26 protein-coding genes are annotated in these 23,954 nt (G+C 68.8%); 12 read left to right on the top strand and 14 right to left on the bottom strand.

Annotated features, from left to right (window positions below):
* Positions 1–2 precede the first annotated feature (2 nt).
* From ACSF8R_RS09130 to ACSF8R_RS09110, 5 genes are read right to left on the bottom strand one after another with little or no spacing between them, the layout of a single operon-like run.
* Positions 3–920 (bottom strand): siderophore-interacting protein, encoded by a 918-nt coding sequence (locus ACSF8R_RS09130; protein ID WP_434811559.1) that lies wholly within the window; start codon positions 918–920, stop codon positions 3–5.
* Positions 917–1,777: an ABC transporter ATP-binding protein gene (locus ACSF8R_RS09125; protein WP_434811558.1), complete on the bottom strand. Its 861-nt coding sequence runs from the start codon at positions 1,775–1,777 to the stop codon at positions 917–919. The genes ACSF8R_RS09130 and ACSF8R_RS09125 overlap by 4 nt, the downstream gene beginning before the upstream one ends.
* The gene (locus ACSF8R_RS09120) at positions 1,774–2,823 is read right to left on the bottom strand and encodes a FecCD family ABC transporter permease (RefSeq protein WP_434811557.1); all 1,050 of its coding nucleotides are present in this window, start codon (positions 2,821–2,823) and stop codon (positions 1,774–1,776) included. The genes ACSF8R_RS09125 and ACSF8R_RS09120 overlap by 4 nt, the downstream gene beginning before the upstream one ends.
* Positions 2,820–3,878: a FecCD family ABC transporter permease gene (locus ACSF8R_RS09115; RefSeq protein ID WP_434811556.1), complete on the bottom strand. Its 1,059-nt coding sequence runs from the start codon at positions 3,876–3,878 to the stop codon at positions 2,820–2,822. Before ACSF8R_RS09115 ends, ACSF8R_RS09120 begins: the two co-directional genes overlap by 4 nt.
* On the bottom strand, positions 3,875–4,915 hold the full coding sequence (locus tag ACSF8R_RS09110; RefSeq protein ID WP_434811555.1) for an ABC transporter substrate-binding protein: 1,041 nt from the start codon (positions 4,913–4,915) through the stop codon (positions 3,875–3,877). Before ACSF8R_RS09110 ends, ACSF8R_RS09115 begins: the two co-directional genes overlap by 4 nt.
* Positions 4,916–5,099: 184 nt before the next feature.
* Between ACSF8R_RS09110 and ACSF8R_RS09105 the strand changes: the two genes are divergently transcribed.
* Positions 5,100–6,539 (top strand): sugar porter family MFS transporter, encoded by a 1,440-nt coding sequence (locus ACSF8R_RS09105; protein WP_434811554.1) that lies wholly within the window; start codon positions 5,100–5,102, stop codon positions 6,537–6,539.
* Positions 6,540–6,648: 109 nt separating this feature from the next.
* Entirely contained in the window at positions 6,649–8,247 is a 1,599-nt protein-coding gene (locus ACSF8R_RS09100; RefSeq protein ID WP_434811553.1) for an ABC-F family ATP-binding cassette domain-containing protein, read from the top strand.
* 27 nt (positions 8,248–8,274) lie between these two features.
* Here the strand turns inward: ACSF8R_RS09100 and ACSF8R_RS09095 are convergent, their stop codons facing one another.
* From ACSF8R_RS09095 to ACSF8R_RS09080, 4 genes are read right to left on the bottom strand one after another with little or no spacing between them, the layout of a single operon-like run.
* Positions 8,275–9,096 (bottom strand): SURF1 family cytochrome oxidase biogenesis protein, encoded by an 822-nt coding sequence (locus tag ACSF8R_RS09095; RefSeq protein ID WP_434811552.1) that lies wholly within the window; start codon positions 9,094–9,096, stop codon positions 8,275–8,277.
* Positions 9,093–9,296, bottom strand: coding sequence for a hypothetical protein (locus ACSF8R_RS09090; RefSeq protein ID WP_434811551.1), 204 nt, complete (start codon positions 9,294–9,296; stop codon positions 9,093–9,095). The genes ACSF8R_RS09095 and ACSF8R_RS09090 overlap by 4 nt, the downstream gene beginning before the upstream one ends.
* Positions 9,293–9,685: a DUF3099 domain-containing protein gene (locus tag ACSF8R_RS09085; protein ID WP_434811550.1), complete on the bottom strand. Its 393-nt coding sequence runs from the start codon at positions 9,683–9,685 to the stop codon at positions 9,293–9,295. Before ACSF8R_RS09085 ends, ACSF8R_RS09090 begins: the two co-directional genes overlap by 4 nt.
* A gap of 40 nt (positions 9,686–9,725) precedes the next feature.
* Positions 9,726–10,253, bottom strand: coding sequence for a DUF4190 domain-containing protein (locus ACSF8R_RS09080; protein ID WP_434811549.1), 528 nt, complete (start codon positions 10,251–10,253; stop codon positions 9,726–9,728).
* Positions 10,254–10,359: 106 nt separating this feature from the next.
* Between ACSF8R_RS09080 and fabG the strand changes: the two genes are divergently transcribed.
* Entirely contained in the window at positions 10,360–11,070 is a 711-nt protein-coding gene (gene fabG, locus ACSF8R_RS09075) for a 3-oxoacyl-ACP reductase FabG (RefSeq protein ID WP_434811548.1), read from the top strand.
* A gap of 92 nt (positions 11,071–11,162) precedes the next feature.
* Here the strand turns inward: fabG and serB are convergent, their stop codons facing one another.
* Both serB and glgC read right to left on the bottom strand, forming a co-directional pair.
* Entirely contained in the window at positions 11,163–11,798 is a 636-nt protein-coding gene (gene serB / locus ACSF8R_RS09070; protein WP_434811547.1) for a phosphoserine phosphatase SerB, read from the bottom strand.
* A gap of 21 nt (positions 11,799–11,819) precedes the next feature.
* On the bottom strand, positions 11,820–13,061 hold the full coding sequence (gene glgC / locus ACSF8R_RS09065) for a glucose-1-phosphate adenylyltransferase (protein ID WP_434811546.1): 1,242 nt from the start codon (positions 13,059–13,061) through the stop codon (positions 11,820–11,822).
* A gap of 48 nt (positions 13,062–13,109) precedes the next feature.
* Between glgC and glgA the strand changes: the two genes are divergently transcribed.
* The 4 genes from glgA to ACSF8R_RS09045 all read left to right on the top strand — a co-directional run bounded on the left by glgA (position 13,110) and on the right by ACSF8R_RS09045 (position 16,353).
* Positions 13,110–14,297 (top strand): glycogen synthase, encoded by a 1,188-nt coding sequence (gene glgA, locus ACSF8R_RS09060; RefSeq protein ID WP_434811545.1) that lies wholly within the window; start codon positions 13,110–13,112, stop codon positions 14,295–14,297.
* A gap of 27 nt (positions 14,298–14,324) precedes the next feature.
* Positions 14,325–15,110 carry an ABC transporter ATP-binding protein gene (locus ACSF8R_RS09055; protein WP_434811544.1) on the top strand — a complete coding sequence of 262 codons (786 nt, stop codon included), beginning with the start codon at positions 14,325–14,327 and terminating at the stop codon, positions 15,108–15,110.
* Positions 15,111–15,220: 110 nt separating this feature from the next.
* Positions 15,221–15,472, top strand: a complete 252-nt coding sequence (locus ACSF8R_RS09050) for a type B 50S ribosomal protein L31 (protein WP_434811543.1) — start codon at positions 15,221–15,223, stop codon at positions 15,470–15,472.
* Between the two features lie 74 nt (positions 15,473–15,546).
* The gene (locus ACSF8R_RS09045; RefSeq protein WP_434811542.1) at positions 15,547–16,353 is read left to right on the top strand and encodes a hypothetical protein; all 807 of its coding nucleotides are present in this window, start codon (positions 15,547–15,549) and stop codon (positions 16,351–16,353) included.
* Positions 16,354–16,359: 6 nt separating this feature from the next.
* On the opposite strand, the gene ACSF8R_RS09040 is transcribed toward ACSF8R_RS09045, so the two are convergent.
* Positions 16,360–17,091, bottom strand: coding sequence for a 3'-5' exonuclease (locus tag ACSF8R_RS09040; protein WP_434811541.1), 732 nt, complete (start codon positions 17,089–17,091; stop codon positions 16,360–16,362).
* A gap of 67 nt (positions 17,092–17,158) precedes the next feature.
* Here ACSF8R_RS09040 and ACSF8R_RS09035 point away from each other — a divergent pair, with 67 nt between their 5' ends.
* Entirely contained in the window at positions 17,159–18,058 is a 900-nt protein-coding gene (locus ACSF8R_RS09035) for an alpha/beta fold hydrolase (RefSeq protein WP_434811540.1), read from the top strand.
* Here the strand turns inward: ACSF8R_RS09035 and ACSF8R_RS09030 are convergent.
* Positions 18,018–18,578, bottom strand: a complete 561-nt coding sequence (locus ACSF8R_RS09030) for a CGNR zinc finger domain-containing protein (protein WP_434811539.1) — start codon at positions 18,576–18,578, stop codon at positions 18,018–18,020. The two genes, ACSF8R_RS09035 and ACSF8R_RS09030, sit on opposite strands and share 41 nt — an antisense overlap.
* A gap of 112 nt (positions 18,579–18,690) precedes the next feature.
* Here ACSF8R_RS09030 and ACSF8R_RS09025 point away from each other — a divergent pair, with 112 nt between their 5' ends.
* Positions 18,691–19,686 (top strand): EamA family transporter, encoded by a 996-nt coding sequence (locus ACSF8R_RS09025; RefSeq protein WP_434811538.1) that lies wholly within the window; start codon positions 18,691–18,693, stop codon positions 19,684–19,686.
* On the opposite strand, the gene ACSF8R_RS09020 is transcribed toward ACSF8R_RS09025, so the two are convergent.
* On the bottom strand, positions 19,634–20,107 hold the full coding sequence (locus tag ACSF8R_RS09020) for an Lrp/AsnC family transcriptional regulator (RefSeq protein WP_434811537.1): 474 nt from the start codon (positions 20,105–20,107) through the stop codon (positions 19,634–19,636). The genes ACSF8R_RS09025 and ACSF8R_RS09020 overlap by 53 nt on opposite strands.
* A gap of 180 nt (positions 20,108–20,287) precedes the next feature.
* Between ACSF8R_RS09020 and pdhA the strand changes: the two genes are divergently transcribed.
* Genes pdhA through ACSF8R_RS09005 form a run of 3 tightly spaced genes read left to right on the top strand, consistent with a single transcriptional unit; the run spans position 20,288 to position 23,792 of the window.
* Complete coding sequence (gene pdhA / locus ACSF8R_RS09015) at positions 20,288–21,403, top strand: pyruvate dehydrogenase (acetyl-transferring) E1 component subunit alpha (RefSeq protein WP_434811536.1); 1,116 nt, start codon at positions 20,288–20,290, stop codon at positions 21,401–21,403.
* Complete coding sequence (locus ACSF8R_RS09010; RefSeq protein ID WP_434811535.1) at positions 21,400–22,410, top strand: alpha-ketoacid dehydrogenase subunit beta; 1,011 nt, start codon at positions 21,400–21,402, stop codon at positions 22,408–22,410. The genes pdhA and ACSF8R_RS09010 overlap by 4 nt, the downstream gene beginning before the upstream one ends.
* Positions 22,407–23,792 (top strand): dihydrolipoamide acetyltransferase family protein, encoded by a 1,386-nt coding sequence (locus ACSF8R_RS09005; RefSeq protein WP_434811534.1) that lies wholly within the window; start codon positions 22,407–22,409, stop codon positions 23,790–23,792. The genes ACSF8R_RS09010 and ACSF8R_RS09005 overlap by 4 nt, the downstream gene beginning before the upstream one ends.
* Positions 23,793–23,954 lie beyond the last annotated feature (162 nt).

The following is a 23,954-nucleotide window of genomic DNA, read 5'->3' as shown; positions in this document are numbered from 1 at the left end:
GCTCAGGCGTTCTCGGCGCGGCCCAGTCGCCAGTAGCCCATGAACGCGACGGCGCGTCGGTCGACGCCGAGCTCGGACACCAGGTGGCGGCGCAGCGCCTTGATCGCCCCCGCCTCGCCGGCGAGCCACGAATACAGCGGTGCGCTCTTGAGTGCGGCGCCGCCCTTCGCGGTGCGCGGCACCTCCCACAGGATGCCCTCGTCGATGTCGACTTCTTCGACGTCCGCGCCGCGACCGGCCGGCGCGAGGGATGCCGCGGCATCCTGCACGGCCGACACGAGGTGCCGGTGGCGGTCGGCGTCGTCGACGCGCGCGGCGACACGGAACTCGAATCCGGGATGGCGCGGCAGATAGCCGGCGTCATCGATGTGCGGCACTTCGAGCACGACCACGCCGCGCGCGTCGGCGGGCAGCTGCTCGAGGATGACCGCGATCGCCGGCGCCGCGGTCTCGTCACCGGCCAACAGGATCTGCTCGGAGCGCGCCGGCGGCACGAAATCGATGCCGTAGCTCACGCCGGTGTGCGCCGTCGTGGGCGCCCAGATCAGCAACTCGTCACCGATCGCGGCACGCTCGATCCATGCCGACGCCGGGCCGAGCACATCATGCGAGACCATGTCGATGTCGACTTCGCCCACGTCGTGGCGCACGGCGCGGGTTGTGTAGGTGCGGAACGGCGGGCGCGCGGCGTCCGGCAGCTCACGCCACGCGGTGTACCAGTCGTCGTCGGTGGGCATCGCGTCGACGCCGACCGATGAGGTCGGGAAGACGACCTTGATGCGCTGATCGAATCCGGGGTCGCCGAACTCGTGCAGGTCATCACCGGTGAATGTGAAGCGGCGGAAGCTCGGGGTGAGGTCGGTGATGGCGCTCACGCGGGCACGGAAGAATCCGCTCGTGCGGACGGCGGTTTCGGTCATCGCGGGTCCTCCTGGAGGGCGTCGGTGGAGTCGGCCGGGTCGCTCGGTTCGGGGGTCGGGAGCACCCGGTGGCGGCCTCGCGGCAGCACCAGTGGCGTGCCCGAGACGGGGTCGGTGATCACATGGCACTCGAGGGCGAACACATCGCGGATCAGTGCGGCATCCATGACGTCGGCCGGGGCGCCCTGCGCGACGATGCGGCCCTGGCGGAGCGCGACGATGTGGTCGGCGTAGCGGGCGGCGAGATTCATGTCGTGCAGCACCATCACGACGGTCGTGCCGCGGTCTTGGTTGAGGTCGCGGATGAGGTCGAGCACCTCCACTTGGTGCGACACGTCGAGGAACGTCGTCGGCTCGTCCAATAACAGGATGTCGGTCTCCTGCGCGAGTGCCATCGCTATCCAGACCCGCTGGCGCTGGCCGCCGGACAGTTCGTCGACGGGACGGTCTGCGAGTTCGGTCGTGCCGGTCGCTGCCAGCGACTGCGTGACGACCTCGTAGTCGTGTTCGCTCCACCGGGCCAGCAGCTTCTGATGCGGGTGGCGGCCGCGACCGACGAGATCTGCCACCGCAATCCCTTCCGGGGCGACCGGAGACTGCGGAAGCAGCCCCAGCATCCGCGCCACCTCCTTCGACGGGCGACTGTGCAGGTCTTTGCCGTCAAGGATGATCCGCCCTCCCTGGGCGGGGATCAGACGGGCCAGCGCACGCAGCAGTGTGGATTTTCCGCAGCCATTGGCGCCGATGATCGCTGTGACGGCACCGGGAGCGACAGCGAGATCGAGGGTGTCGACGACGGTGCGGTCACCGTACGCAAGGGTCAGCTGTTCTGCGAGCAGCGAGCGGGAGTCGGTCATAGCGATCCTCCGGTGCGGTTCGTTCTGATCAACAGCGCGATCAGGTAGGGGGCGCCGAGGATGCCGGTGATGACACCCACGGGGTAGACGGTGGGCAAGGCGTACTGCCCGACGAGATCCGCGGCGAGGACCAGGACGGCCCCGACCAGACCTGCGGGCACGAGCGGGGAGCTGCCGGCACCGACCAGGCGCGCGGCGATGGGGCCGGCCATGAACGCGACGAAGGCGATCGGGCCGGCAGCCGCGGTGGCGAAGGCGAGGAGCGCCACTGCGCCGAGAATGAGCGCGAGTCGGGTGCGGTCGACCTTCACGCCGAGCGCTGCCGCAACGTCGTCGCCGATGCGCAGCGCGTGCAGACTGCGGGACTGCAGTGCGAGCAGCGGCACCAGCACGACGGCGGCGAGGGCGAGCGGCGTGAGTGATTCCGCGGATGCGCTGTTGAGGCTGCCGGTGAGCCAGCGCATCGCGGACTGCAGATCCCACGCGGCGGCGCGGGAGAGCGCATAGGTGACGATCGACTGCAGCATCGCGGCCAGGCCGATGCCGATCAGGATGAGTCGGGTTCCCGCGAATCCCCCTCGGATCGACAGGAGGTAGATCGCAAGCGCTGTGGCCAGGGCACCGCCCAGCGCCAGTGCGGACAGTGCGAGCCCGCTGACGGAGAAGAACACGATGCCGATGACGGCCGCAGCACTCGCGCCGAAGCTGACTCCGATGATGTCGGGGGAGGCGAGCGGGTTGCGCAGCAGCGTCTGGAAGGTCGCCCCTGCCATTCCGAATGCGACACCGACCAGGACCGCCATCGCTGCTCGCGGCAGGCGGCGGTCCGCGATGGAGAACGACGCGCCAGGCACCTGCTCGCCCAGCAGCACTCTGATGATGACATCGGGCCCGTAGAAGGTCGATCCGACCATGATGCTCGTGGCGAACAGCGCGGCGACGACTGCGGCCAGGACGATGACCACGACCGTCCGGCGGCGCGCGCGGCGACGGCGACCGGCGATGACGGCCTGGACGTCGGGAGCAGTGGAGCTGACGGCGGTCACAGTTCACGCACCCGCTGGCGTCGGACGATCCAGATGAAGAACGGCGCGCCGATGAGCGCCGCGACGATCCCGACCTCGACGTCGGCAGAGGGCAGCACGAGGCGGCCGATCACGTCGGCGATCACGAGCAGTCCGGCACCGGCGATGGCCGATGCCGGCAGCAGCCAGCGGTGGTCGGTGCCGATCGTGAGGCGGCACACGTGCGGCACGATAAGCCCGATGAAAGCGATGGGTCCGGCGATTGCGGTCGCCGCGCCGCACAGGATCACGGCGCCGATCGTGGCGACGACACGGGTGCGCCCGACGTGCTCGCCGAGGCTCGCGGCGAGGTCGTCGCCGAGCGCGAGGGAGTTCATCCCGCGGGCCATCGCGAACACGACGAGCGCTCCGACCACGAGAACCGGAGTGAGCAGGCTGATGCGATCCCACGTGGCTCCGCCGACGCCGCCGATCTGCCAGAAGCGGAACTGCTCGAGCAGGTCGACGCGGGGGAGGAGGACGGCGCTGATAAGGGATTGCAGCGCGGCGGTGGTCGCGGCCCCCGCCAATGCGAGTTTGAGGGGTGTGGCCCCGCCGCTGCCGAGCGAACCGACACTGTAGACGAAGACCGCGGTGACGGCCGCGCCCGCGATTGCGACGACCATCGTCGGGTACGCGCCGCTCAGCCCGAAGAAGGCCAAGCTGCCGACCACAGCCAGGGAGGCGCCACTGGTGATGCCGAAGATGCCGGGGTCGGCGAGCGGGTTCCGCGTGACCGCCTGGAAGGTGGTGCCAGCAAGCCCCAGCGCCGCTCCGACGAGCAGTCCGAGCGCTGTACGCGGGATGCGGGCGGCGACGGCGGCTTCAGAGATGCCGCTCGTGTCTCCGGAGAGCCCGCGGAGGATCTCCTCGAAGGTGACGTCGCGCACGCCGAACGCGAACGACGCGAGACACGCGGCCGCGACGACCACCAGGGCCGCCGCGAGCCACGCGAGACGCACCGCTGCCGGACGCTTCAATGCCGCACGTGCGGCATCGGCATCCGGCAGCGGTGCGCGGAGCGTGGTCTCGCTCAATCGGTGCCGTCGAGCGCACCGGCCAGCAGCGCAAAGTAGTCGTCGATCGCCCACTCGATGGACAGCGGCGACGGGTTGGCGGAAGCGGCGAGCGGCGTGCTGTTCTCGAGGATGGCGATGCGTCCCTCGGCGACCGCGGGGATCTTCGAGAGCAGCGGGTCGGCCTGCATCGTTGCGATGAGTGTGCCCTCGGGGTCGCCGTAGGTGACGAAGATGTCGACATCGTCGAAACGGTCGGCCTGCTCAGTGCTCACGCTGACGTAGAACGCCTCCGTGGCGGCGGATTCCTCTTCCACGATCGCGGGGAGCGGCATGCCGAGGTCTGCGAGGAAACCGGGACGGGTGTCGTGGCTCGTGTAGAAATCGATCTTGCTGAGATCGGTCTCGTCGATCCACGAGAACATCGCGGTCGATTCTGCGAGTTCTGGCTGTGCGGCCAGCGCGGTGTCCACGACCTCTTCCAGGTGGGTGACGAGCTCTTCGCCTTCATCGGCCAGCCCCATCGCGGTGGCGTTGATGCGGATCATGTCCTGGTAGGACGTGCCCCACGCGACATCGGGGTACGCGACGACCGGCGCGATCTTCGACAGGGTGTCGTAGTCCTCCTGCGTGAGCCCCGAGTAGGCGGCGAGGATGACGTCGGGCTGCGTGTCGGCGATCTGGTCGAACGGCAGGCCGTCGGTCTCGTCGAAGAGCACGGGCGTCTCGGCACCCAGCTCCTCGAGCTTGTCCTCGACCCAGGGCAGGACGCCGTCGCCGTCGTCGTCACCCCAGGTCGCCTTGCTCATGCCGACCGGGACCACGCCGAGCGCGAGCGGGACTTCGTGGTTGCCCCATGCGACGGTGGCGACGCGTCCGGGCTGGCTGGTGATCTCGGTCTCGCCATAGGCGTGCTCGATCGTGATCGGGAAGGTCGCGTCCGAGGCGGGCGCGTCGGTGGTGTCGTCGGTGGCGGCGGGCGTCGAGGTGGCGCAGCCGGCCAGGAGCAGCAGGAGCGAGGCCGCGGCGAGGCCAGCGGCGAGGCGAGTGCGGGGCACGGGTTCTCCAAAGGGGATTTGCTAAGGGTCGCCTAACCTTACCTCTCGGGGTCGTGCGTGCAAATTCTCGCGTCACATTTCGGCGGGGTGCCGCAGCGCGTCGCAAATTGCCTGGCGCGCGCCCTCCCGGCCGGGAGTATCGTCGCACGGACAGCAGAACCGGAACACCGCAGAGGAGCGCGCCATGGCACGGGATACGACATCGAGGGTCAATCCGAGAGTGATCGGGATCGCCGCAGCCGCGGCGCTCGGCGGATTCTTGTTCGGGTTCGACACGGCGGTCATCAACGGTGCCGTCGACGCGCTCGCCGGTGAGTTCGCGTTGGATGCCGCACTGAAGGGCTTCTCGGTCTCCTCCGCACTGCTGGGCTGCGCCGTCGGCGCGTGGTTCGCCGGACAGCTCGCCAACCGGTGGGGGCGCATCCCCGTGATGCTCGTGGCGGCGGCGCTCTTCCTCATCTCGGCGATCGGTTCCGGACTCGCGATCGGCGTCGTCGACCTGATCGTGTGGCGTGTGGTCGGCGGCTTGGGTGTCGGTGCGGCATCCGTCATCGTCCCCGCCTATATCGCCGAGGTGTCGCCGGCCCGGGTGCGGGGCATGCTCGGGTCGATGCAGCAGCTCGCGATCGTGACGGGCATCTTCGCGGCGCTGTTGTCGAACGCGCTCCTGGCAGGGATCTCCGGCGGTGCCGCAGAAGTCCTGTGGTGGGGGCTGCCGGCATGGCGGTGGATGTTCATGCTCGAGGCGATCCCCGCGCTCGTGTACGGGTTGATGGCGCTGCGGCTGCCGGAGTCACCGCGATTCCTCGTCGCGCGCGGCGATGTCGACAAGGCCTCGCAGGTGCTGCTCGATTTCAGCGGCGAACCCGACGTGAATCTGCGGATCGAGCAGATCCGCGTCTCGCTGGAGCGCGAGGACCGCGAGTCGCTGAAAGACCTGCGGGGGCACGTGCTCGGACTCAAGCCCATCGTGTGGGTCGGCATCCTGCTGTCGGTGTTCCAACAGTTCGTCGGCATCAACGTGATCTTCTACTACTCGACGACGCTGTGGCGTTCGGTGGGCTTCGACGAGTCCGCCGCGCTGCTGACGAGCGTCATCACCTCGATCACCAACATCGTCGTGACGATCGTTGCGATTCTGCTCGTCGATCGGATCGGGCGGCGCATCATGCTGCTGGTCGGGTCGGTCGTCATGGCGGTCTCCCTCGGCACGATGGCGCTCGCGTTCTCGTTCGCCGAACTCGTCACCGAGGACGGTGTGACCTCCGCAACGCTCGAGGCCCCGTGGTCGGTCATCGCGCTCATCGCCGCGAACCTGTTCGTCGTCGGATTCGGTGCCACCTGGGGGCCGCTGGTCTGGGTGCTGCTGGGGGAGATGTTCCCCAACCGCATCCGTGCCAGCGCGCTCGCCGTCGCGGCCGCGGCGCAATGGATCGCGAACTTCGCCATCTCGACGACGTTCCCGGTCTTCAGCGACATCAGCCTCACCTTCGCATACGGCTTCTACGCGTTCTTCGCGGCCCTGTCGTTCTTCTTCGTGCTGTGGAAGGTGCCCGAGACGAAGGGCGTCGAGTTGGAGGACATGACCGACGAGGTGCCGCACCGCGAGCGCAAGCGCGGGTAGGCGCTCGCCGGCGTCTGGAAGGTCACGCAGGCCGGGCGGGCTGCGGGCCGGTAGACTCGGATGCTGGCCGGTCGGCCGCATCCCAACTCTGAACGAACGGACGTCTGCTGTGCTCGCCGTGCACGACCTCGAGATCCGCGTGGGCGCACGCGTGCTCATGTCGGAGGTATCGTTCCGCGTCTCACCAGGCGACAAGATCGGGCTCGTCGGACGCAACGGCGCCGGCAAGACCACCCTCACCAAGGTGCTCGCCGGTGACCTGCTGCCCAGCGAGGGCGGCGTCGACCGTTCTGGAGAACTCGGCTACCTCCCGCAGGATCCTCGTTCGGGCGACCCCGAGATGCTCGCACGCACCCGCATCCTGGATGCCAGGGGCCTGGGCACGCTCGCCCTACAGATGCACGAGGCGTCGCACCAGATGGGTGACGATGACGCCGATGTCGCGGCGAAGGCCATGCGCCGCTACGGCAACCTGACCGAGCGGTTCGAAGCACTCGGCGGGTACGCGGCCGAAGCCGAAGCCGCCTCGATCGCGCACAACCTCTCGCTGCCCGACCGCATCCTCGACCAGCCGCTGAAAACCCTCTCCGGCGGTCAGCGCCGCCGCATCGAACTGGCCCGCATCCTGTTCTCGGACGCGCAGACGATGATCCTCGACGAGCCCACCAACCACCTCGACGCCGACAGCGTCGTGTGGCTGCGCGAGTTCCTCAAGGGCTACAAGGGCGGGCTCATCGTCATCAGCCACGATGTCGAGCTCGTGGGCGAAACGGTCAACCGCGTCTTCTACCTCGACGCGAACCGCCAGGTCATCGACGTCTACAACATGAACTGGAAGAACTACCTGCGTCAGCGGGTGGCCGATGAGGAGCGCCGCAAGAAGGAGCGCGCCAACATCGAGAAGAAGGCGACGGCCCTGCAGCTGCAGGCCGCCCGCTTCGGTGCGAAGGCCTCGAAGGCCGCCGCCGCGCACCAGATGGTCGCCCGCGCCGAGAAGATGCTCTCCGGGCTGGAGGACGTGCGTCAGGAGGACCGCGTCGCCAAACTCCGCTTCCCCAAGCCCGCGGCGTGCGGCAAGACGCCGCTCATGGCCTCCGGCCTGTCGAAGTCGTACGGGTCGCTGGAGATCTTCACCGACGTCGACCTTGCGATCGACCGCGGCTCGAAGGTCGTCGTCCTCGGCCTCAACGGCGCCGGAAAGACGACGCTCCTGCGCATCCTCGCGGGCGTCGACAAGGCCGACACCGGGATCATCGAGCCCGGTCACGGCCTGAAGATCGGGTACTACGCGCAGGAGCACGAGAACCTCGACGTCAGCCGGTCCGTGCTCGACAACATGATGTCGGCCGCGCCCGACATCAACGCGACCGAGGCGCGAAAGGTGCTCGGCTCGTTCCTGTTCACGGGCGACGACGTCCTCAAGCCCGCGGGCGTGTTGTCGGGCGGCGAGAAGACGCGCTTGTCACTCGCAACCCTCGTCGTGTCGTCGGCCAACATGCTGCTGCTCGACGAGCCGACCAACAACCTCGACCCGGCATCCCGCGAAGAGATCCTCGGTGCCCTCGCGCACTACGAAGGCGCCGTCGTGCTCGTCTCGCACGACGAGGGCGCCGTCGAGGCGCTCAACCCCGAGCGGGTGCTCATCCTGCCCGACGGTGTCGAAGACATCTGGGGGCGCGACTACATCGACCTGATCACTCTCGCGTGACGCGGTCAGGCACGCTGGCCTGAACCGTCACCGGACGCTGTCGAGCAGCTCATCCTCTTCCTGCATGTCGCGATCTCGGCGGCGCTTGGGTTCGCTCGGAGCGCGGCCCTCGGCCTCTTCGCGGCGGTGCCGACGTTCGGTGCGGATCATGTACCAGACGAACCCGAATCCCATGACGGCGAACAGGATCCACTGGATCGCATACGACAAGTGTGAACCGGGGTCATCCGACGGGCGGTCCAGCGCCTGCGGGCGCTCGGCAGGTGCCGGCTGTTCCGCGACCATCAACCCGTACAGCCCCGTCAGGGTCGTCGGCTCCTCGATGGTCTCGGCGATGGTCGGCACGTGGATCGTCGGAACCTGTCCGTCGGGCGCCGATCGGCCCGAGGACGGCAACGGCTCCGTCTCACGCAGCCGCACGACGACCGTCGTGGTGCCCTCGGGGGCTGCCGGGATCACATCCGGTTCAGGCTGCTCCTTGCCGGGAGCCACCCAACCCCGGTCGACGATCACGACGCGGCCGTCTTCGAGACGGAACGGCACGAGCACCTCGAAGGCGCTCGTGCCACCGTGCGGGCGGTTGCGCACGAGCAGTTGGTCGGCGTGGAGGTAGGTGCCGACGAGCTCGACCTGGCGCCATTCGTCTTCGGGGCTGAGCGCCCCGTCTGCCGTCACGAGCTCATCGAGCGGGGCGGCATCGGCGTCGTAGTTCGCGGCGATGAGCGCAAGTTCGGCATTGCGTTCGGCTGACCGTGAGAACTGCCAATTCGACAAGAACCCGCACGCGACCGCGAACACGATCGCGAATGCGACGTACCCGGCCCACCGGGCGATGCGATTGCCGCTCACGAGGCGGCCGCCGGATCGAACGGTTCGACCGTGACGGGAAAGTCCCGTGCGGCCAGGTAGTCGCGCAGATAGTCGACGTGCGCATCGCAGGCCGTCCAGATCTTGCGGCGATCGGCGCTGTGGATGCGAGGGTTGCGCCACACCACCTGCCACGTCGCGATGTCACGGCATCCGGCGCGCGAGCAGACGACACCGGTCATGCGTCGCCCTGCCGCGGTGCGTCGGGTGTTTCGGGCGCGGGACGCGACTGCGATTCCGGCTTCGTCTCGGTGATGCGGATGACGGATTCTGGCTCGGGTGCGTCGGCGGGGGGCGCGGATGCCTCGATCTCACGCCCTGGGGGGACTGCCCGCACCGGGCGCGAATCGGACCCGACGTTGGCGACGACGACGGCGATGTAGGGGAGCAGGATGGCGCCGACCGCGAGGATGCCGGTGTGCCAGCCATACGGGGTGATGACGACCATGAGCACGAAACAGCCGACGCGCACGCTCATCATGATGAAGTACTTCGTCATGCGCGCGTGCGCGTCGTCCCGCGGTGCGCGGGGAATCGAGGTCGCCGACTGCGGCGAGGAGGAGTGCTTCACGGTCACTCCAGCCTACGCTCGCAGGCGGCTCACGTCGGCGTCAGTAGCTGTACGAGCCCGAGCCCTGCGACACGGCCCATGCCATGAGCGAGAACCAGGCGATGATGCCGATGACCTGCAGCCCGATGCCGACCCAGCCGACGATGACACCGGCGAGGGCCATGCCGCGGCCGTTCTCACCCGTGCGCTTGATCTGACCGAGGGAGATGTGCCCCATGATGGCGCCGGCGATCGGGCCGATGACGGGCAGGATCAGGACGAACCCGACGATCGATGCGATCATCGAGACGATGGCGAGCACGTTCGTCTTCGGGCCGCTCTGGTACGCGCCGTACGCGCCGGGTGCTGCACCGTAGGCGGGCGCGGCGCCGTAGGCGGGTGCCGCCTGCGGGTACCCGGGCGCCTGGTACGACGGCGGGGTCGCTGCGGGTGCGGCCGAGCCGGGGTATGCCGGAGCGGCGTACCCCGGGGCGGCGGGTGCTGCCGGCGGTGCGGGCGGCATCACGCCGGAATCCGCGGCGGGCTGAGAGTCGGGCGTTCCCGACGGGGTGGTGTTCGGATCGCTCATGAGCGTCCCCCTTTCCAAACTCGTATGACGCCAGCCTATCGTCGGTGCGCTCGGCGACCCGACTAGGCTGAACGGGTTCTCAGCACGTCATTCGAGGAGTTCCACCATGTCCAGTGATCGCGTCGTCCTCGTCACCGGCGGCAACCGCGGCATCGGCCGTGCCATCGCGGAGCGCTTCGTCGCAGCCGGGTACCGCGTCGCCGTGACCGCCCGCTCCGGTGAGGGCCCCGAGGGCACCCTGACGGTTCGAGCCGACGTGACCGACGCGGCATCGCTCGACGTGGCCTTCACCGAAGTCGAGCAGCAACTCGGTGCGCCAACGATCGTCGTGGCCAACGCAGGCATCACGAAAGACACCCTGCTGCTGCGCATGACGGAGGAGGACTTCGACTCGGTCGTCTCGACGAACCTCGGCGGCACGTTCCGCGTCGTCAAGCGTGCCTCGAAGGGCATGCTCAAGGCCAAGTGGGGTCGCGTCATCCTCATCTCGAGCGTCGTCGGCCTCTACGGCTCTGCGGGGCAGATCAATTACTCGTCCTCGAAGGCGGCGCTCGTCGGGTTCGCACGCTCGCTCACGCGTGAACTCGGCGGCCGCGGCATCACGGCGAATGTGGTGGCGCCCGGTTTCATCGAGACCGACATGACCGCTGAGCTTCCCGAAGCGACGCAGGCCGACTACAAGAAGAACATTCCGGCGGGCCGTTTCGCGACGGCAGACGAGGTCGCCGGAGTCGTGACCTGGCTCGCGGGTGAGGATGCCGCGTACATCTCCGGCGCCGTCATCCCGGTCGACGGCGGCCTCGGCATGGGGCACTGAGCGCGCGTTTCGTCTCGCTACGCTCGCTCAACGACCGGGGAACGCTCGGTCATCGACCGGTGCGCGCCACCGCGTCGTTGAGAGGCGTCGGATCAGGGGAGGAGCGGGATCACTTCTGCCAAGTCGATCGGGCCGATCACCACGTCTGCCTGCGCACGCACCGCCGGCTTCGCGTTGAACGCGATGCCGAGGCCGGCCGCAGCCATCATGCGAAGGTCGTTCGCGCCGTCGCCGATCGCGATCGTGCGCGCGATCGGCACACCGTTCGCGCCCGCCCACTCGCGGAGCGCCGCTGCTTTGCCCTCGGCATCCACGATCGGTCCGTCGACGACGCCCGTCAGGATGCCGCCGGCGACCGCAAGTCGGTTCGCGCGCCACACGTCGATGCCGAGATCGGGGGCGACGGTGTCGAGGATCTCGTGGAAGCCGCCGGAAACGACTGCTGCGACGCCGCCGCGCGCATGGATCGCCTCGATGAGCTCGCGCACGCCCGGGGTCGGTTCGATCCGGGAACGGACCCGCTCGAACGCTGAGACCGGCACCCCGGCGAGCGCCTCGACACGCGAACGCAGACTCGTCGCGAAATCGACCTCGCCGCGCATCGCGGCTTCGGTGGCCGCAGCCACCTCGGCGCCGCGGCCCGCCTCGTCGGCGATCAGTTCGATGACCTCGTTGCGGATGAGCGTGGAATCGGCGTCGAACACGACGAGAAAGCGGGCGTCAGGCACCCCACCACGCTAGCGTGCCGCTCAGGCGGTGACGTGCACGCCCTTCGCCACCACCGTGATGCCGGTGTCGGTCACCGTGAACCCCCGTGCGAGGTCGCGCTCACGGTCGACACCGACCGTCGCGCCCGGTTCGAGCGTGACGTTCTTGTCGAGGATGGCCCGATGCACTCGGGCACCCGCGCCGACGTTGACGTAGTCGAACAGTACGGAGTCGGTGATCGTCGATCCGCCGCCCGACAGCGTCCACGGCCCGACCACGCTGCGTTCCAGGTGCGTGCCCGACAGCACAGAGCCGAGCGAGACGATCGAGTCGATCGCGTTGCCCATGCGGCCCACGCCGTCGCGCACGAACTTCGCGGGCGGCGAGTTGACGGCCTGCGAGTGGATCGGCCAGTCCATGTTGTACAGGTTGAAGATGGGCAGCGTCGAGATGAGGTCCATGTGGGCGTCGAAGAACGACTCGATCGTGCCCACGTCGCGCCAGTAGTCCTTGTCGCGCGCGGTCGATCCCGGCACGTCGTTCGCCTTGAAGTCGTAGACGGCCGCTTCGCCGCGGTTCACGAAATAGGGAATGATGTCGCCGCCCATGTCGTGGTTGCTCGCTGGCAGTTCGCCGTCGGATTCCACCGCTTCGATGAGGGCATCGGTGTTGAAGATGTAGTTGCCCATCGACGCGAGCACTTCGTTCGGGTTGTCGGGCAGTCCTGTCGGGTTCTGCGGCTTCTCAAGGAACTCGCGGATCGACGTGCCGTCTTCGGGGTCGACGTCGATGACGCCGAACTGGTTCGCGAGTCCGATCGGCTGACGGATGCCGGCGACGGTCGCACGTGCGCCCGATTCGATGTGGGCCTGCAGCATCTGGTCGAAGTCCATGCGGTAGACGTGATCGGCGCCGATCACCATCACGATGTCGGGCTTCTCGTCGTGGATCAGGTTGAGGGACTGCAGGATCGCATCGGCCGAACCCGAGAACCATCGCTTTCCCAGTCGCTGCTGCGCCGGTACCGACGCGACGTACGAGTTCAGCAGCGCCGACATACGCCAGGTCTGCGAGACGTGACGGTCGAGGCTGTGCGACTTGTACTGCGTGAGCACGACGATCTGGCGAAGACCCGAATTGATCAGGTTCGATATCGCGAAGTCGATCAGCCGATACTGCCCGCCGAACGGCACTGCAGGTTTGGCCCGATCGACCGTGAGGGGCATGAGTCGCTTGCCCTCGCCGCCGGCGAGGATGATTCCGAAGACCTTCGGGGCTGGCATGTTCCCCACACTAGGCCCCGATCCGTCGTCTGTACTAGGTTTCGAACCATGCGAGTGGACATCGTCACCAAGGAATATCCGCCGGAGATCTACGGGGGAGCGGGCGTGCACGCCACCGAGCTCGTGAAGGCGCTCCGGGAGCGCATCGAGGTGCAGGTCCGCGCTTTCGGCGCTGGGCGTGACGAGGCCGATACAGCGTCGTACGGCGTGCCCGCCGAGCTGTCGACGGCGAATGCCGCCATCCAGACCCTCGGCACAGACCTCGAGATCGTCGGTGACGTCGCCGGCGCCGACGTTGTGCATTCGCACACCTGGTACGCCAACTTCGCAGGGCACCTTGCGGGGCTCCTCCACGGCATCCCGCACGTCGTGACAGCCCATTCGCTCGAGCCGTTGCGGCCGTGGAAGGCCGAGCAGCTCGGCGGCGGCTACGCCGTCTCGAGCTACATCGAGAAGACCGCGTATGAAGGCGCCGCAGCGGTCGTCGCCGTCAGCGAGGGGATGCGGAAGGACATCCTGCGCAGCTATCCCTCCCTCGACCCCGACAAGGTGCGGGTCATCTACAACGGCATCGACATCGACTCGTGGCGCCCCGTCGACGACCCTGCCCTGCTCGCCGCCCACGGCATCGACCCCACCCGGCCCTCGGTCGTGTTCGTGGGTCGCATCACGCGGCAGAAGGGGCTGCCGTACTTCTTGCGTGCTGCCGAACTGCTGCCGCCTGAGGTGCAGATCGTGCTGTGCGCGGGCGCGCCCGACACTCCGCAGATCATGGCCGAGGTGCAAGAGCTCGTGCGCGGGCTGCAGCGCCAGCGCGAGGGCGTCGTGTGGATCGAGGAGTTCTTGCAGCGCGATCAGCTGTGCGCGATCCTCACGGCTGCGACGACGTTCGTGTGCCCCTCGATCTACGAGCCGCTCGGCATCGTGAACCTCGAGGCCATGGCGTGCGGTGCGGCCGTCGTGGGCACCGCCACGGGTGGCATTCCCGAAGTCGTCGTCGACGGCGTCACGGGGCGCCTCGTGCCCATCGAGCAAGTGCAGGACGGCACCGGCACCCCCACCGACCCTGACCGATTCGTCGCCGATCTCGCCGCGACGCTCACCGAGGTCGTCGCCGATCCGGACCGTGCCCGCGCCTACGGCGAGGCCGGGCGCGAGCGGGCGGCACAGGCGTTCAGTTGGGCGGCGATCGCCGACGCCACGGTGCAGCTCTACCGCGAGGTGACCGGCAACTGACCTCGCCCTGCAGATAGGCTGGACGACATGCCGCAGGTCCTCGAGTTCGCCGACGTCGTCGTCCGCCGCAACGCCCGCAACATCGTCGATGAGGTCTCGTGGACCGTCAGCGACGATCAGCGCTGGGTCATCCTGGGGCCCAACGGAGCGGGAAAGACCACCGTGCTGCAGCTCGCGGCCACGCTGATGCACCCGACCTCGGGGATCGTCGGCATCCTCGATGAGGTCATGGGGCACACCGACGTGTTCGAGCTGCGCCCGCGCATCGGCTTCGCCTCGTCCGCGATGGCCAAACGCGTGCCGCAGGACGAGACCGTGCTCGATGTCGTGCTGACGGCCGCGTACTCGGTGCTCGGCCGTTGGAACGAGGACTACGAGTCCATCGACGAGCGCCGCGCGCGTCGCGTGCTGGCCGAATGGCACCTCGACGATCTTGCAGATCGCACGTTCGGGACCCTGTCGGACGGTGAGCAGAAGCGTGTGCAGATCGCGCGCGCCGTCATGACCGACCCCGAAGTGCTGCTGCTCGACGAGCCCACCGCGAGCCTCGACCTCGGTGCCCGCGAGCAGCTGCTCTCGCTCCTCGGCGGCTACGCACAGGAGCCGACGACGCCGGCGATGATCATGGTCACCCACCACGTCGAAGAGATCCCCGTCGGCTTCACCCACGTGCTGCTGCTGCGCGACGGCAAGGTCGTCGCGCAGGGGCCGATCGCCGAGACCCTGACGGCAGAGGCGCTCACCGAGACCTTCGGGGTGCCGATCGCACTCAGCGAAGACGGCGGCCGCTTCGCCGCGCGTGCCGCCTCCTGACGAGGTTTCCGACTGCCCCGCGAGCCTGATAGAATCGCTCTTTGGTGCGCTCCGCACCGCAGACTTCAATCCCTCCTGGCAAAAACCAGGGCATCAGGCGAAGGACCATCATGCGAACTGACATCCACCCCGAGTACAACGCGGTCGTCTTCCGCGACCTCGGCTCCGGCGAGACCTTCCTGACCCGGTCGACGGTCACCAGCGAGAAGACGATCGAGCTCGACGGCGTCACCTACCCCGTCATCGACGTCGAGATCTCATCGGCTTCGCACCCGTTCTACACGGGCAAGCAGCGCATCATGGACTCGGCCGGTCGCGTCGAGAAGTTCAACCAGCGCTTCAAGAACTTCGGCAGCAAGTAAGCAGCCGTCCTCGAAGGCCCCGCTCCGGCGGGGCCTTCGTCGTCCCCACGCGTGCGACGTGCGATGCTGGGCGCGTGGGTGAGAACGAACTGCAGGCGCTCCGGGCCCGTGCGTACGGTCCTGGCGGTGCGCCACTGACGGATGCCGACGTCGAACGCCTCGCCCGACTCGAGCGTTCGCGCGGAGGCGAGGGGCCTCGTCCGCTGCCGGCGACGGCGAATGACGCGACCTCACGTGACGATGGGTCGCGCGAGCCCACTGCGCCGACCCCGGCGGGCGAGTCGGCCGCGCGAAACCGCACGGTGACACGCGTCGCGCTCATCACGCTCGCGGCGCTCGTGCCGGCCGCGGCCCTCGGCGGCTACTTCCTCGGCGCGTTCGTCCAGCCACAGGCCTCGGATGCCGCACCTACGCCGACGATCACGTACGACACGTCGACGTCGAACAGCGAGGGCGCGCTGCTGCAGACGTCCGGCAGTTCGGGCGCCGCGACGGCGGCCAGCGAGGACCGTCTCCTCGATGCGCAGCCGGGATGGGATGACGCGCCGCGACTCCTCGCCGCGACCGGTGAAACCGTCGTGTGGGCGGGGACGAAGGCTCGTGGTGCGCAGACGTGCCTCGCGATCGATGTCCGTGAGGCTGGTCCGATGATCGTGTGCGGCGCGACCGACGAGGTCGAGGAGAACGGGCTGAGCGCGGAGTTCAGCATAGCCCCGGTCGTCGTCGTGTCGGACGAAGTGGAATCGGAGACGGAGGGGGCTGAGACGGAGTACATCGTCGATGAGGCTGACGGTCCGTGGGCCGCGGTCTCGGTCTTCGCGAATCCATACACGGGCGTCATGTCGATCTCCGTCGAGGACGCCGACGAACCTCTGCAATGACGGGTGTCAGCGGATCGGCCAGCTGCCGTCCACGGTGTCATCGGGATCGAGCCGACCGACGCTGATGAAGTACTCGGTGAGGCTTGCGGCCTGCGCGCGTGCCCAGCCGATCTGGCGGGTGTGCAGCTCGTGCGCGGTGGGCGGCACCGGAAAGCGCGCGGCGATCGCCTGCGCCACCCGACCGGCGGCGATCGCGTCGGCAGACGCGTCGTGCGCGCCGTCCAGCGCGACCGCGTAATGCGCCGCGACCACCTCGAGGGTGCGCTTGCCGCGCCGGTAGCGATCGAATGCCTTGTCCATGACGAGCGGGTCGATCACCGGCGACGGATCCGCGATCGGGGTCACACCGTGCCGCAACGCCTCGTACTTGAGCAACGAGAAGTCGTACGGGGCGTTGTATGCCACGACCGGGATGCCGGCGTCGAACAGCTGCTCGAGCGCCTGGACGACTTCGGCGACGACGTCCGCCGCGGGACGGCCATGCTCGCGGGCGTGCGCGGTGGTGATGCCGTGCACGGCGGTGGCGCCCTCGGGGATCTCGACGCCGGGGTCGGCGAGCCAGTCGCCCGTGCGGTGGATGACGCCACCAGTGCCGAGCAGTCCGACGTGCGCCGTCACGATGCGATCCGTCGTCACGTCGATGCCGGTGGTCTCGAGGTCGAAGACGCCGACGACGCGCGACCACGCCGGTGCCTCGGGGTGCCAGAGCGGCAGCGTCTCGGCGACCCACGTGTCCATGCCTTCGACGTTATGCGGGGCCGCCGACATCACGGCCGAGGCCACGCCGTGCTCGTACACTCGAAGGGTGACCGCGCCGAACCCGTATGCAGGACTGCTCGAGGCGATCCCCGTCGTCCGTCGTGAGGTCGAGGTGTTCGGATCGACGACGGCGTACTGGGTCTACGGCGACGACGACGCCGAGCAGACCGTGCTGGCGGTGCACGGCTTCCGCGGTGAGCACCACGGCCTCGAGCCGGTCGTCGCGCACCTCGACGGCATCCGCATCATCTCGCCCGATCTTCCCGGATTCGGTGAGACCCCGCCGCTGCCTGGCACGCGCCACACTGTGCAGGCGTACGCCGACTGGCTCACCGCGTTCGCCGCAGCGGTCGCCCCCGGCGCCGACATACTCGGGCACTCGTTCGGCTCGATCGTCGTTTCGGCCGCGGTCGCCGCAGGGCTGCCCGCTCCTCGCGTCGTGCTCGTCAATCCCATCGGCGCGCCGGCGCTCGAGGGACCGCGCGGCATCCTCACGCGCCTCGCCGTCTTCTACTACTGGGCTGGTGCGCGGCTGCCGCGTCGACTCGGCGACGCGCTGCTGCGCAGCCGACTCATCGTGCGCGTCATGAGCGTGTCGATGGCGAAGACGCGTGACCGCGATCTTCGTGCGTTCATCCACGACCAGCACGACACCTACTTCTCGCGCTTCGCCGACCGCGACGTGCTGCACGACGCGTTCGTGGCGTCGGTGTCGAACGACGTGCGCGCCTTCGCTCCGCAGATCGCGCAGCCGACGCTGCTCGTGGCCGCCGAGAAGGACGACATCACCCCCATCGAGGCCGAGCGTCACCTGCAGACGCTCTTTCCCGACGCCGAGCTCGTCGAGATCGCAGGCGTCGGTCACCTGATCCACTACGAGACGCCACAGCCGGCGGCGACCGCGATCAGGCGGTTTCTTCGGACTTCCGCTTCCGATAGGCGATGACGTTCATGCGATTGCCGCAGTTGCCGGTGTCGCAGTAGCGCTTCGATCCGTTCTTGGAGAAGTCGACGTAGACGGCTCCGCAGTCGTCTGCCTCACAGCGACGCACGCGGTCCCACGCGTCTGCGCGGATGACGTCGACGAACGCCATCGCGGCCTCCACGAGGATGCGCATCGACAGGTCGGCCTCGCTGTCGGTCGCGTGGATGTGCCAGTCGTAGTCGTCGTGGATGACCAGCTGGGGGAGTGCTTCGCCGTCGCGCAGCATCGTGTTGACGAGCGGGACCGCATCGTCGCGCTCGACGTCCCACAGCTGCCGCAGGCGCACCCGAATCTCGCGGACGGCGGCGACTTCGGCGTCGTCCCGGCGCATGCGACCGGTGTACGGGAACTCCTGCAGCCAGGCCTGGAGATCGGCGGGAGAGGCCATGCCGTCGGCCCCGTCGAAGTCGATGCCGGGGAGGGTGTTCACGAGCGAGGCGGCGGCACGCAGCGAGAGCTCCGTGTCACGACCGAAAACCATATTGACTCCTGACGGTGGCGGGCAGTACTCTCAGCTTAGCTGTCACGAGTGTATGCATACTTGACTCCTGACAGATCATCCCCTGAGCAGCACTCGAGCACGAGGACCGCCGATGTCGCACACCGCCGCCATCCCGACCATCGCCGCGCCCGTCTCCCGCGTCGCGACGGCGGGAATCGTGATGGCGGTCGTCTCCGCGTTCGCGTTCGCATCGAGCGGCCCGCTCGTGAAGCCGCTGCTGGAAGCCGGGTGGTCACTGTCGGCCGTGCTCACGGTACGCATGGGCCTGTCGGGGCTCATCCTTTCACCGGCGCTCGTGCGAGCCGCGATCCGGCAGCGCGGGTTCCTGCGCCGTCACTGGCTCGCCCTCCTCGCGTTCGGGCTCATCCCGGTGGCCGGTTGCCAGCTCTTCTTCTTCTCGGCGATGCAGCGGATGCCGGTGGCTGTCGCGCTGCTCATCCAGTACCTCGCGCCGGTGTTCCTCGTCGCGTTCGTGTGGATGCGCACCAGACGCGTGCCGTCGCGGCTCGTGCTCGGTGGCTCGGGCATCGCTGTCGCCGGTCTCGTCCTCGTCGTCGACATCGGCGGTGCGCGGTTCGACCTGTTGGGGACGCTGCTGGCCCTGGCTGCGGCGTTGTGCGTGTGCGTCTACTTCGTCATGTCGGAGCGGACAGGTGACACGCTGCCGCCGCTCGCCCTCGCCGCCGGCGGCCTGCTGGTCGGCGCCGCGACGATGGCACTGCTCGGCGCTACCGGCATCATCCCGTTCGTCGTCCTCGACACGACGGTCACGTTCCAGGGCGCGACCGTCCCGGCATGGCTGCCGCTGGTATGGGTCGGCGCCGTCGGCACGACGCTCGGCTACGCGCTGGGGGTCATGGCGGTGCCCCGGATCGGCTCACGCCTCGCGTCGTTCATCGGCCTGAGCGAAGTGCTGTTCGCGCTGCTGTTCGGCTGGCTGCTGCTGGCTGAGACGCCGGCGCCGATTCAGGCGGTCGGTGGTGCGCTCATCCTCGCGGGTGTGCTGCTGATCCGTCGTGATGCGGACCGGCCGATCACCGCTCCCGTCGAGCCTCTTCCAGGAGCGGTCGCACCCGATATCCGATGACTTCGCCCATCACGAGCGACGTCTCGGTGCGCTCGACGCCGTCGATCGAGAGGATGCGGGCGTCGATGTCGAACAGGTGCTTCGTGTCGCGCGCCGCGACGCGCACCATCAGGTCGACCTGACCGCTGAGTCCGTGCGCCTGGACGACTTCGGGAACCCGGGAGAGCTCTTCGGTGATGCGGGGGAGGTCGGCCTGGCGCACGAGGACGGCGATCATCGCCTCGATCGGGTAGCCCAGCGCCTGCGGCGCCATCGCCCGCTCGAACGACAGGAAGACTCCGGAGCGCTCGAGCTTGCCCATGCGTGCCTGCACCGTGTTGCGCGACATGCCGAGGCGTTCGGCGAGTGCGACGACGGTCGCGCGTGGGTCATCGGCGAGCGCGTTCAGCAGTTCGAGATCGACGTGATCAAGGGGGCCCATAGTGCGAAACATTAGCACGGTGATTCGGGCTGATCTGCGCAACATGCTCAAGACGACCTCGAATGCTTGAGCGAGGTGCGACACGCGCGTAGCCTCGTGGCATCCCGGCGACGATGCCGGGTGCACGGAGCCGGCCCCGATCATCCACAAGACGACGGGCCGCGATCTGGAGGGACGACGATGACGCACACCCTGACCCCGGCCGCCGATCAGGCGACCGACATCGATGACCTCGCCCGGCTGCTGACGCCGGACGGCGAGCGGATTTCAGACCCCGACCTCGACCGCTGGATCGAGGGGATCGATGCCGACACGCTGCGCGGCCTGTACCGCGACATGGCGATCGCCCGGCGTGCCGACGCGGAGGGCATCGCGCTGCAGCGCCAGGGCCAGCTCGGCCTCTGGGCGCCGGCACAGGGGCAGGAAGCCGTGCAGATCGGCACCGCCCGCGCCTGCCGCGACGACGACTTCCTCTTCCCCAGCTACCGAGAGGTGGGGGTCGTCATCACGCGCGGCGCGAAACCCGCCGACACCGTGATGGCGTGGCGCGGCGAAGAACTGTCGACCTACGACCCGTACGACCTCAACATGGCCGGGATGCAGATCATCATCGGCGCGCAGTCGCTGCACGCGACCGGCTACGCCATGGGCATCCAGCGTGACGGCGGCGACCAGGTCGCGGTCGCCTACTTCGGCGACGGCGCGACCAGCCAGGGCGATGTCAACGAGGCGATGGTGTTCTCATCGTCGTTCCGCAGCCCCGTCGTGTTCGTCTGCTCGAACAACCAGTGGGCGATCTCGGAGCCGGTCACCGTGCAGGCCAAGTTCCCGATCGCCGGCCGGGCGCCCGGCTTCGGCATCCCGAGTCTGCGCGTCGACGGCAACGACGTGCTGGCGTGCCTGGCGGCGATGCGCTGGGCCCTCGACAACGCACGCCGTGGGCGCGGACCGGTCTTCATCGAAGCCGTCACCTACCGCATGGGACCCCACACCACGTCGGATGACCCCACCCGCTACCGCTCCAAGGACGAGGTCGAGTCGTGGAAGCGCCGCGACCCCATCACGCGCCTCGAGGCCTACCTGCGCGCGCAGGAGCTGCTCGACGACGACTTCGTCGCGCAGGTGCAGGCCGATGCCGACCGCTACACCGCGGGCATGCGCGAGGCGGCGCTCGGCGCGGTGACACGCGCGCCGCTCACCGTGCTCGACAACGTCTACGCCGAGCCGCACCGCGGGCTGGACGAGCAGCGCACCCGGTTCGCGGCGTACCTCGACGGGTTCGAGGCGGCGTCATGAGCACGATGACGATGGGTAAGGCGCTCGGCGCGGGACTGCACCGGGCGATGGCCGATGACGACAAGGTGCTCGTCATGGGGGAGGACATCGGCAAGCTCGGCGGCGTCTTCCGCATCACCGACGGCCTGCTCGACACGTACGGCGCGCAGCGGGTCATCGACACGCCGCTGGCCGAATCAGGCATCGTGGGCACGGCAGTCGGACTCGCGTACCGCGGGTTCCGGCCGGTCGTCGAGATCCAGTTCGACGGGTTCGTGTACCCGGCTTTCGACCAGATCGTCTGCCAGGTCGCGAAGCTGCATTACCGCACCCGCGGCAACGTGAAGATGCCGATCACGATCCGCATCCCGTGGGCAGGTGGCGTCGGCGCGGCTGAGCACCACTCCGAATCGCCCGAGGCCTACTTCGTGCACACCGCCGGGCTGCGGGTCGTGGCGGTCTCCAACCCGCAGGACGCCTACACGATGCTGCGCCAGGCGATCGCGTGCGACGACCCGGTGGTCTTCTTCGAACCCAAGCGGCTGTACCACTCGAAGGGTGAGGTGGACCTCGACGTCGACATCGCCGACGCGCCGCCGATGGGCCTTGCCCGCGTCGCCCGCGAGGGCACCGATGTGACGCTGCTGACCTACGGCGCACAGGTCGGGGTCGCGCTGGATGCCGCGACGGCAGCCGAGGACGACGGCATCTCGATCGAGGTCGTCGACCTCCGCTCGCTGTCGCCGGTCGACTACGACACCGTCACCGCGTCGGTCCGCAAGACCGGGCGCGTCGTCGTGACCCACGAGGCCGCCCGCGAGGCCGGTGTCGGCGCTGAACTCGTCTCGAGCATCACCGAGAAGTGCTTCTACCACCTCGAGTCGCCTCCCGAGCGCGTCACCGGGCACGACATCCCGTATCCGCCGGCGAAGCTCGAAAAGCACCACCTGCCCGACCTCGACCGCATCCTGGATGCCGTCGACCGGGTCATGGATCGCCCGCACAGCCTGTCGGGGGTGGACCTGTGATCGTCGAGTTCCGCCTGCCCGACCTTGGTGAGGGTCTTCCCGAGGCAGAGATCGTGCAATGGATGGTCGCCGAGGGCGACACCGTCACCCTGAACCAGACCATCGCCGAGGTCGAGACCGCCAAGGCCATCGTCGAGCTGCCTTCTCCGCACGCGGGAACCGTGTCGAAGCTGCGTCACGCGGCCGGTGATGTCGTCGAGGTCGGCGACGTGCTGATCGCTTTCGACGTCGCAGGTGAGGCGGGGCCCGAGGATGCGCCGGCAGTCGACGCCGCCGGCGCGGTGGCCCCCGAGGAGACTGAGGACGAAGAGAAGGCGCAGCCGAACCTCGTCGGCTACGGGGCGGCGCCCCGTGCTGCCGGCCGGCCGCAGCGTCGCGCGCGGCAAGGTGCGCGTGCGCCCGTATCCGACACGGCCGTCCTCGAAGCGGCACCGCACGACGCGGTCGCGCCCGCAGTCGCAGACGATGGGAGGTTCGAGCGTCCGCGTTCGACGCCGCCGGTCCGAAAGCTCGCGAAAGACCTCGGCGTCGACATTTCGCTCGTCGAGCCGACCGGCCCGACCGGGCTCGTCACGCGCGACGACGTCGAGTCGTACGCGCAGCGGGTGGGGGCGGCGCCCCGCCCCGAAGCGCCCGCAACGGACCGCCCTGCCGCGCCGACCACGGTGCCTGTCGCCGGGGAGCGCGAGACCCGCATTCCGATCCGCGGGGTCCGCAAGCACACCGCGGACGCGATGGTGCGCAGTGCCTTCACCGCGCCGCACGTGACGACGTTCCACACGGTCGACGTCACCGCGACGATGGAGCTCGTCGAGGAGCTGCGTGCGGATCGACGGCTCGAAGGCCACCGGATCGGCGTGATGGCCGTCGTCGCGAAGGCGGTCTGCGGCGCGCTGCTGCGGCATCCCGAGCTCAATTCTCGCTGGGATGACGCGGCCGGCGAGATCGTGCAGCACCGCTTCGTGAACCTCGGCATCGCTGCGGCCACCGATCGTGGCCTCGTCGTGCCGAACGTGAAGGATGCCGACGCGATGACGCTCGTCGAACTCGCCGACGCCCTCGGAGCCCTCGCCGCCACCGCTCGCGCGGGCAAGGCGTCGATGGCGGACCTCACCGGCGGCACGTTCTCGATCACGAACTTCGGTGTCTTCGGCATCGACTCGGGCACGCCGATCCTGAACCCGGGGGAGGCCGGCATTCTCGGCCTCGGCGGCGTGAACCGTAGGCCCTGGGAGTACCGCGGCGAGCTGGCCCTGCGCCAGGTGATGACCCTCAGCCTGTCGTTCGACCACCGCCTGGTCGACGGCGAGCAGGGCGCAAAGTTCCTGCGCGACGTTTCCGATGTGCTCGAGCAGCCAGGGCGGGCGATGCTTCTGCGCTGACGGTCTCTCGGTCGTTGAGCGAGGAGCGCAGCGACGTGACGAAACGTCAGGTCGTCCCGACCCACTCGTGAGCACTGAGCGCAGCCGTGAGACGAGGCATCAGGCGGCGTCCGGGAGTGTCAGCGTGTAGCGGGCGCGTCCGGCGCGTCGTGGGGTTTGGGT

It is taken from the genome of Microbacterium sp. bgisy189, from assembly GCF_965345345.1.
In the GTDB taxonomy this organism is placed as follows: Bacteria; Actinomycetota; Actinomycetes; order Actinomycetales; family Microbacteriaceae; genus Microbacterium.
Note: the sequence above shows the minus strand (reverse complement) of the source record. Positions and strands in the feature narration are given on the sequence as shown.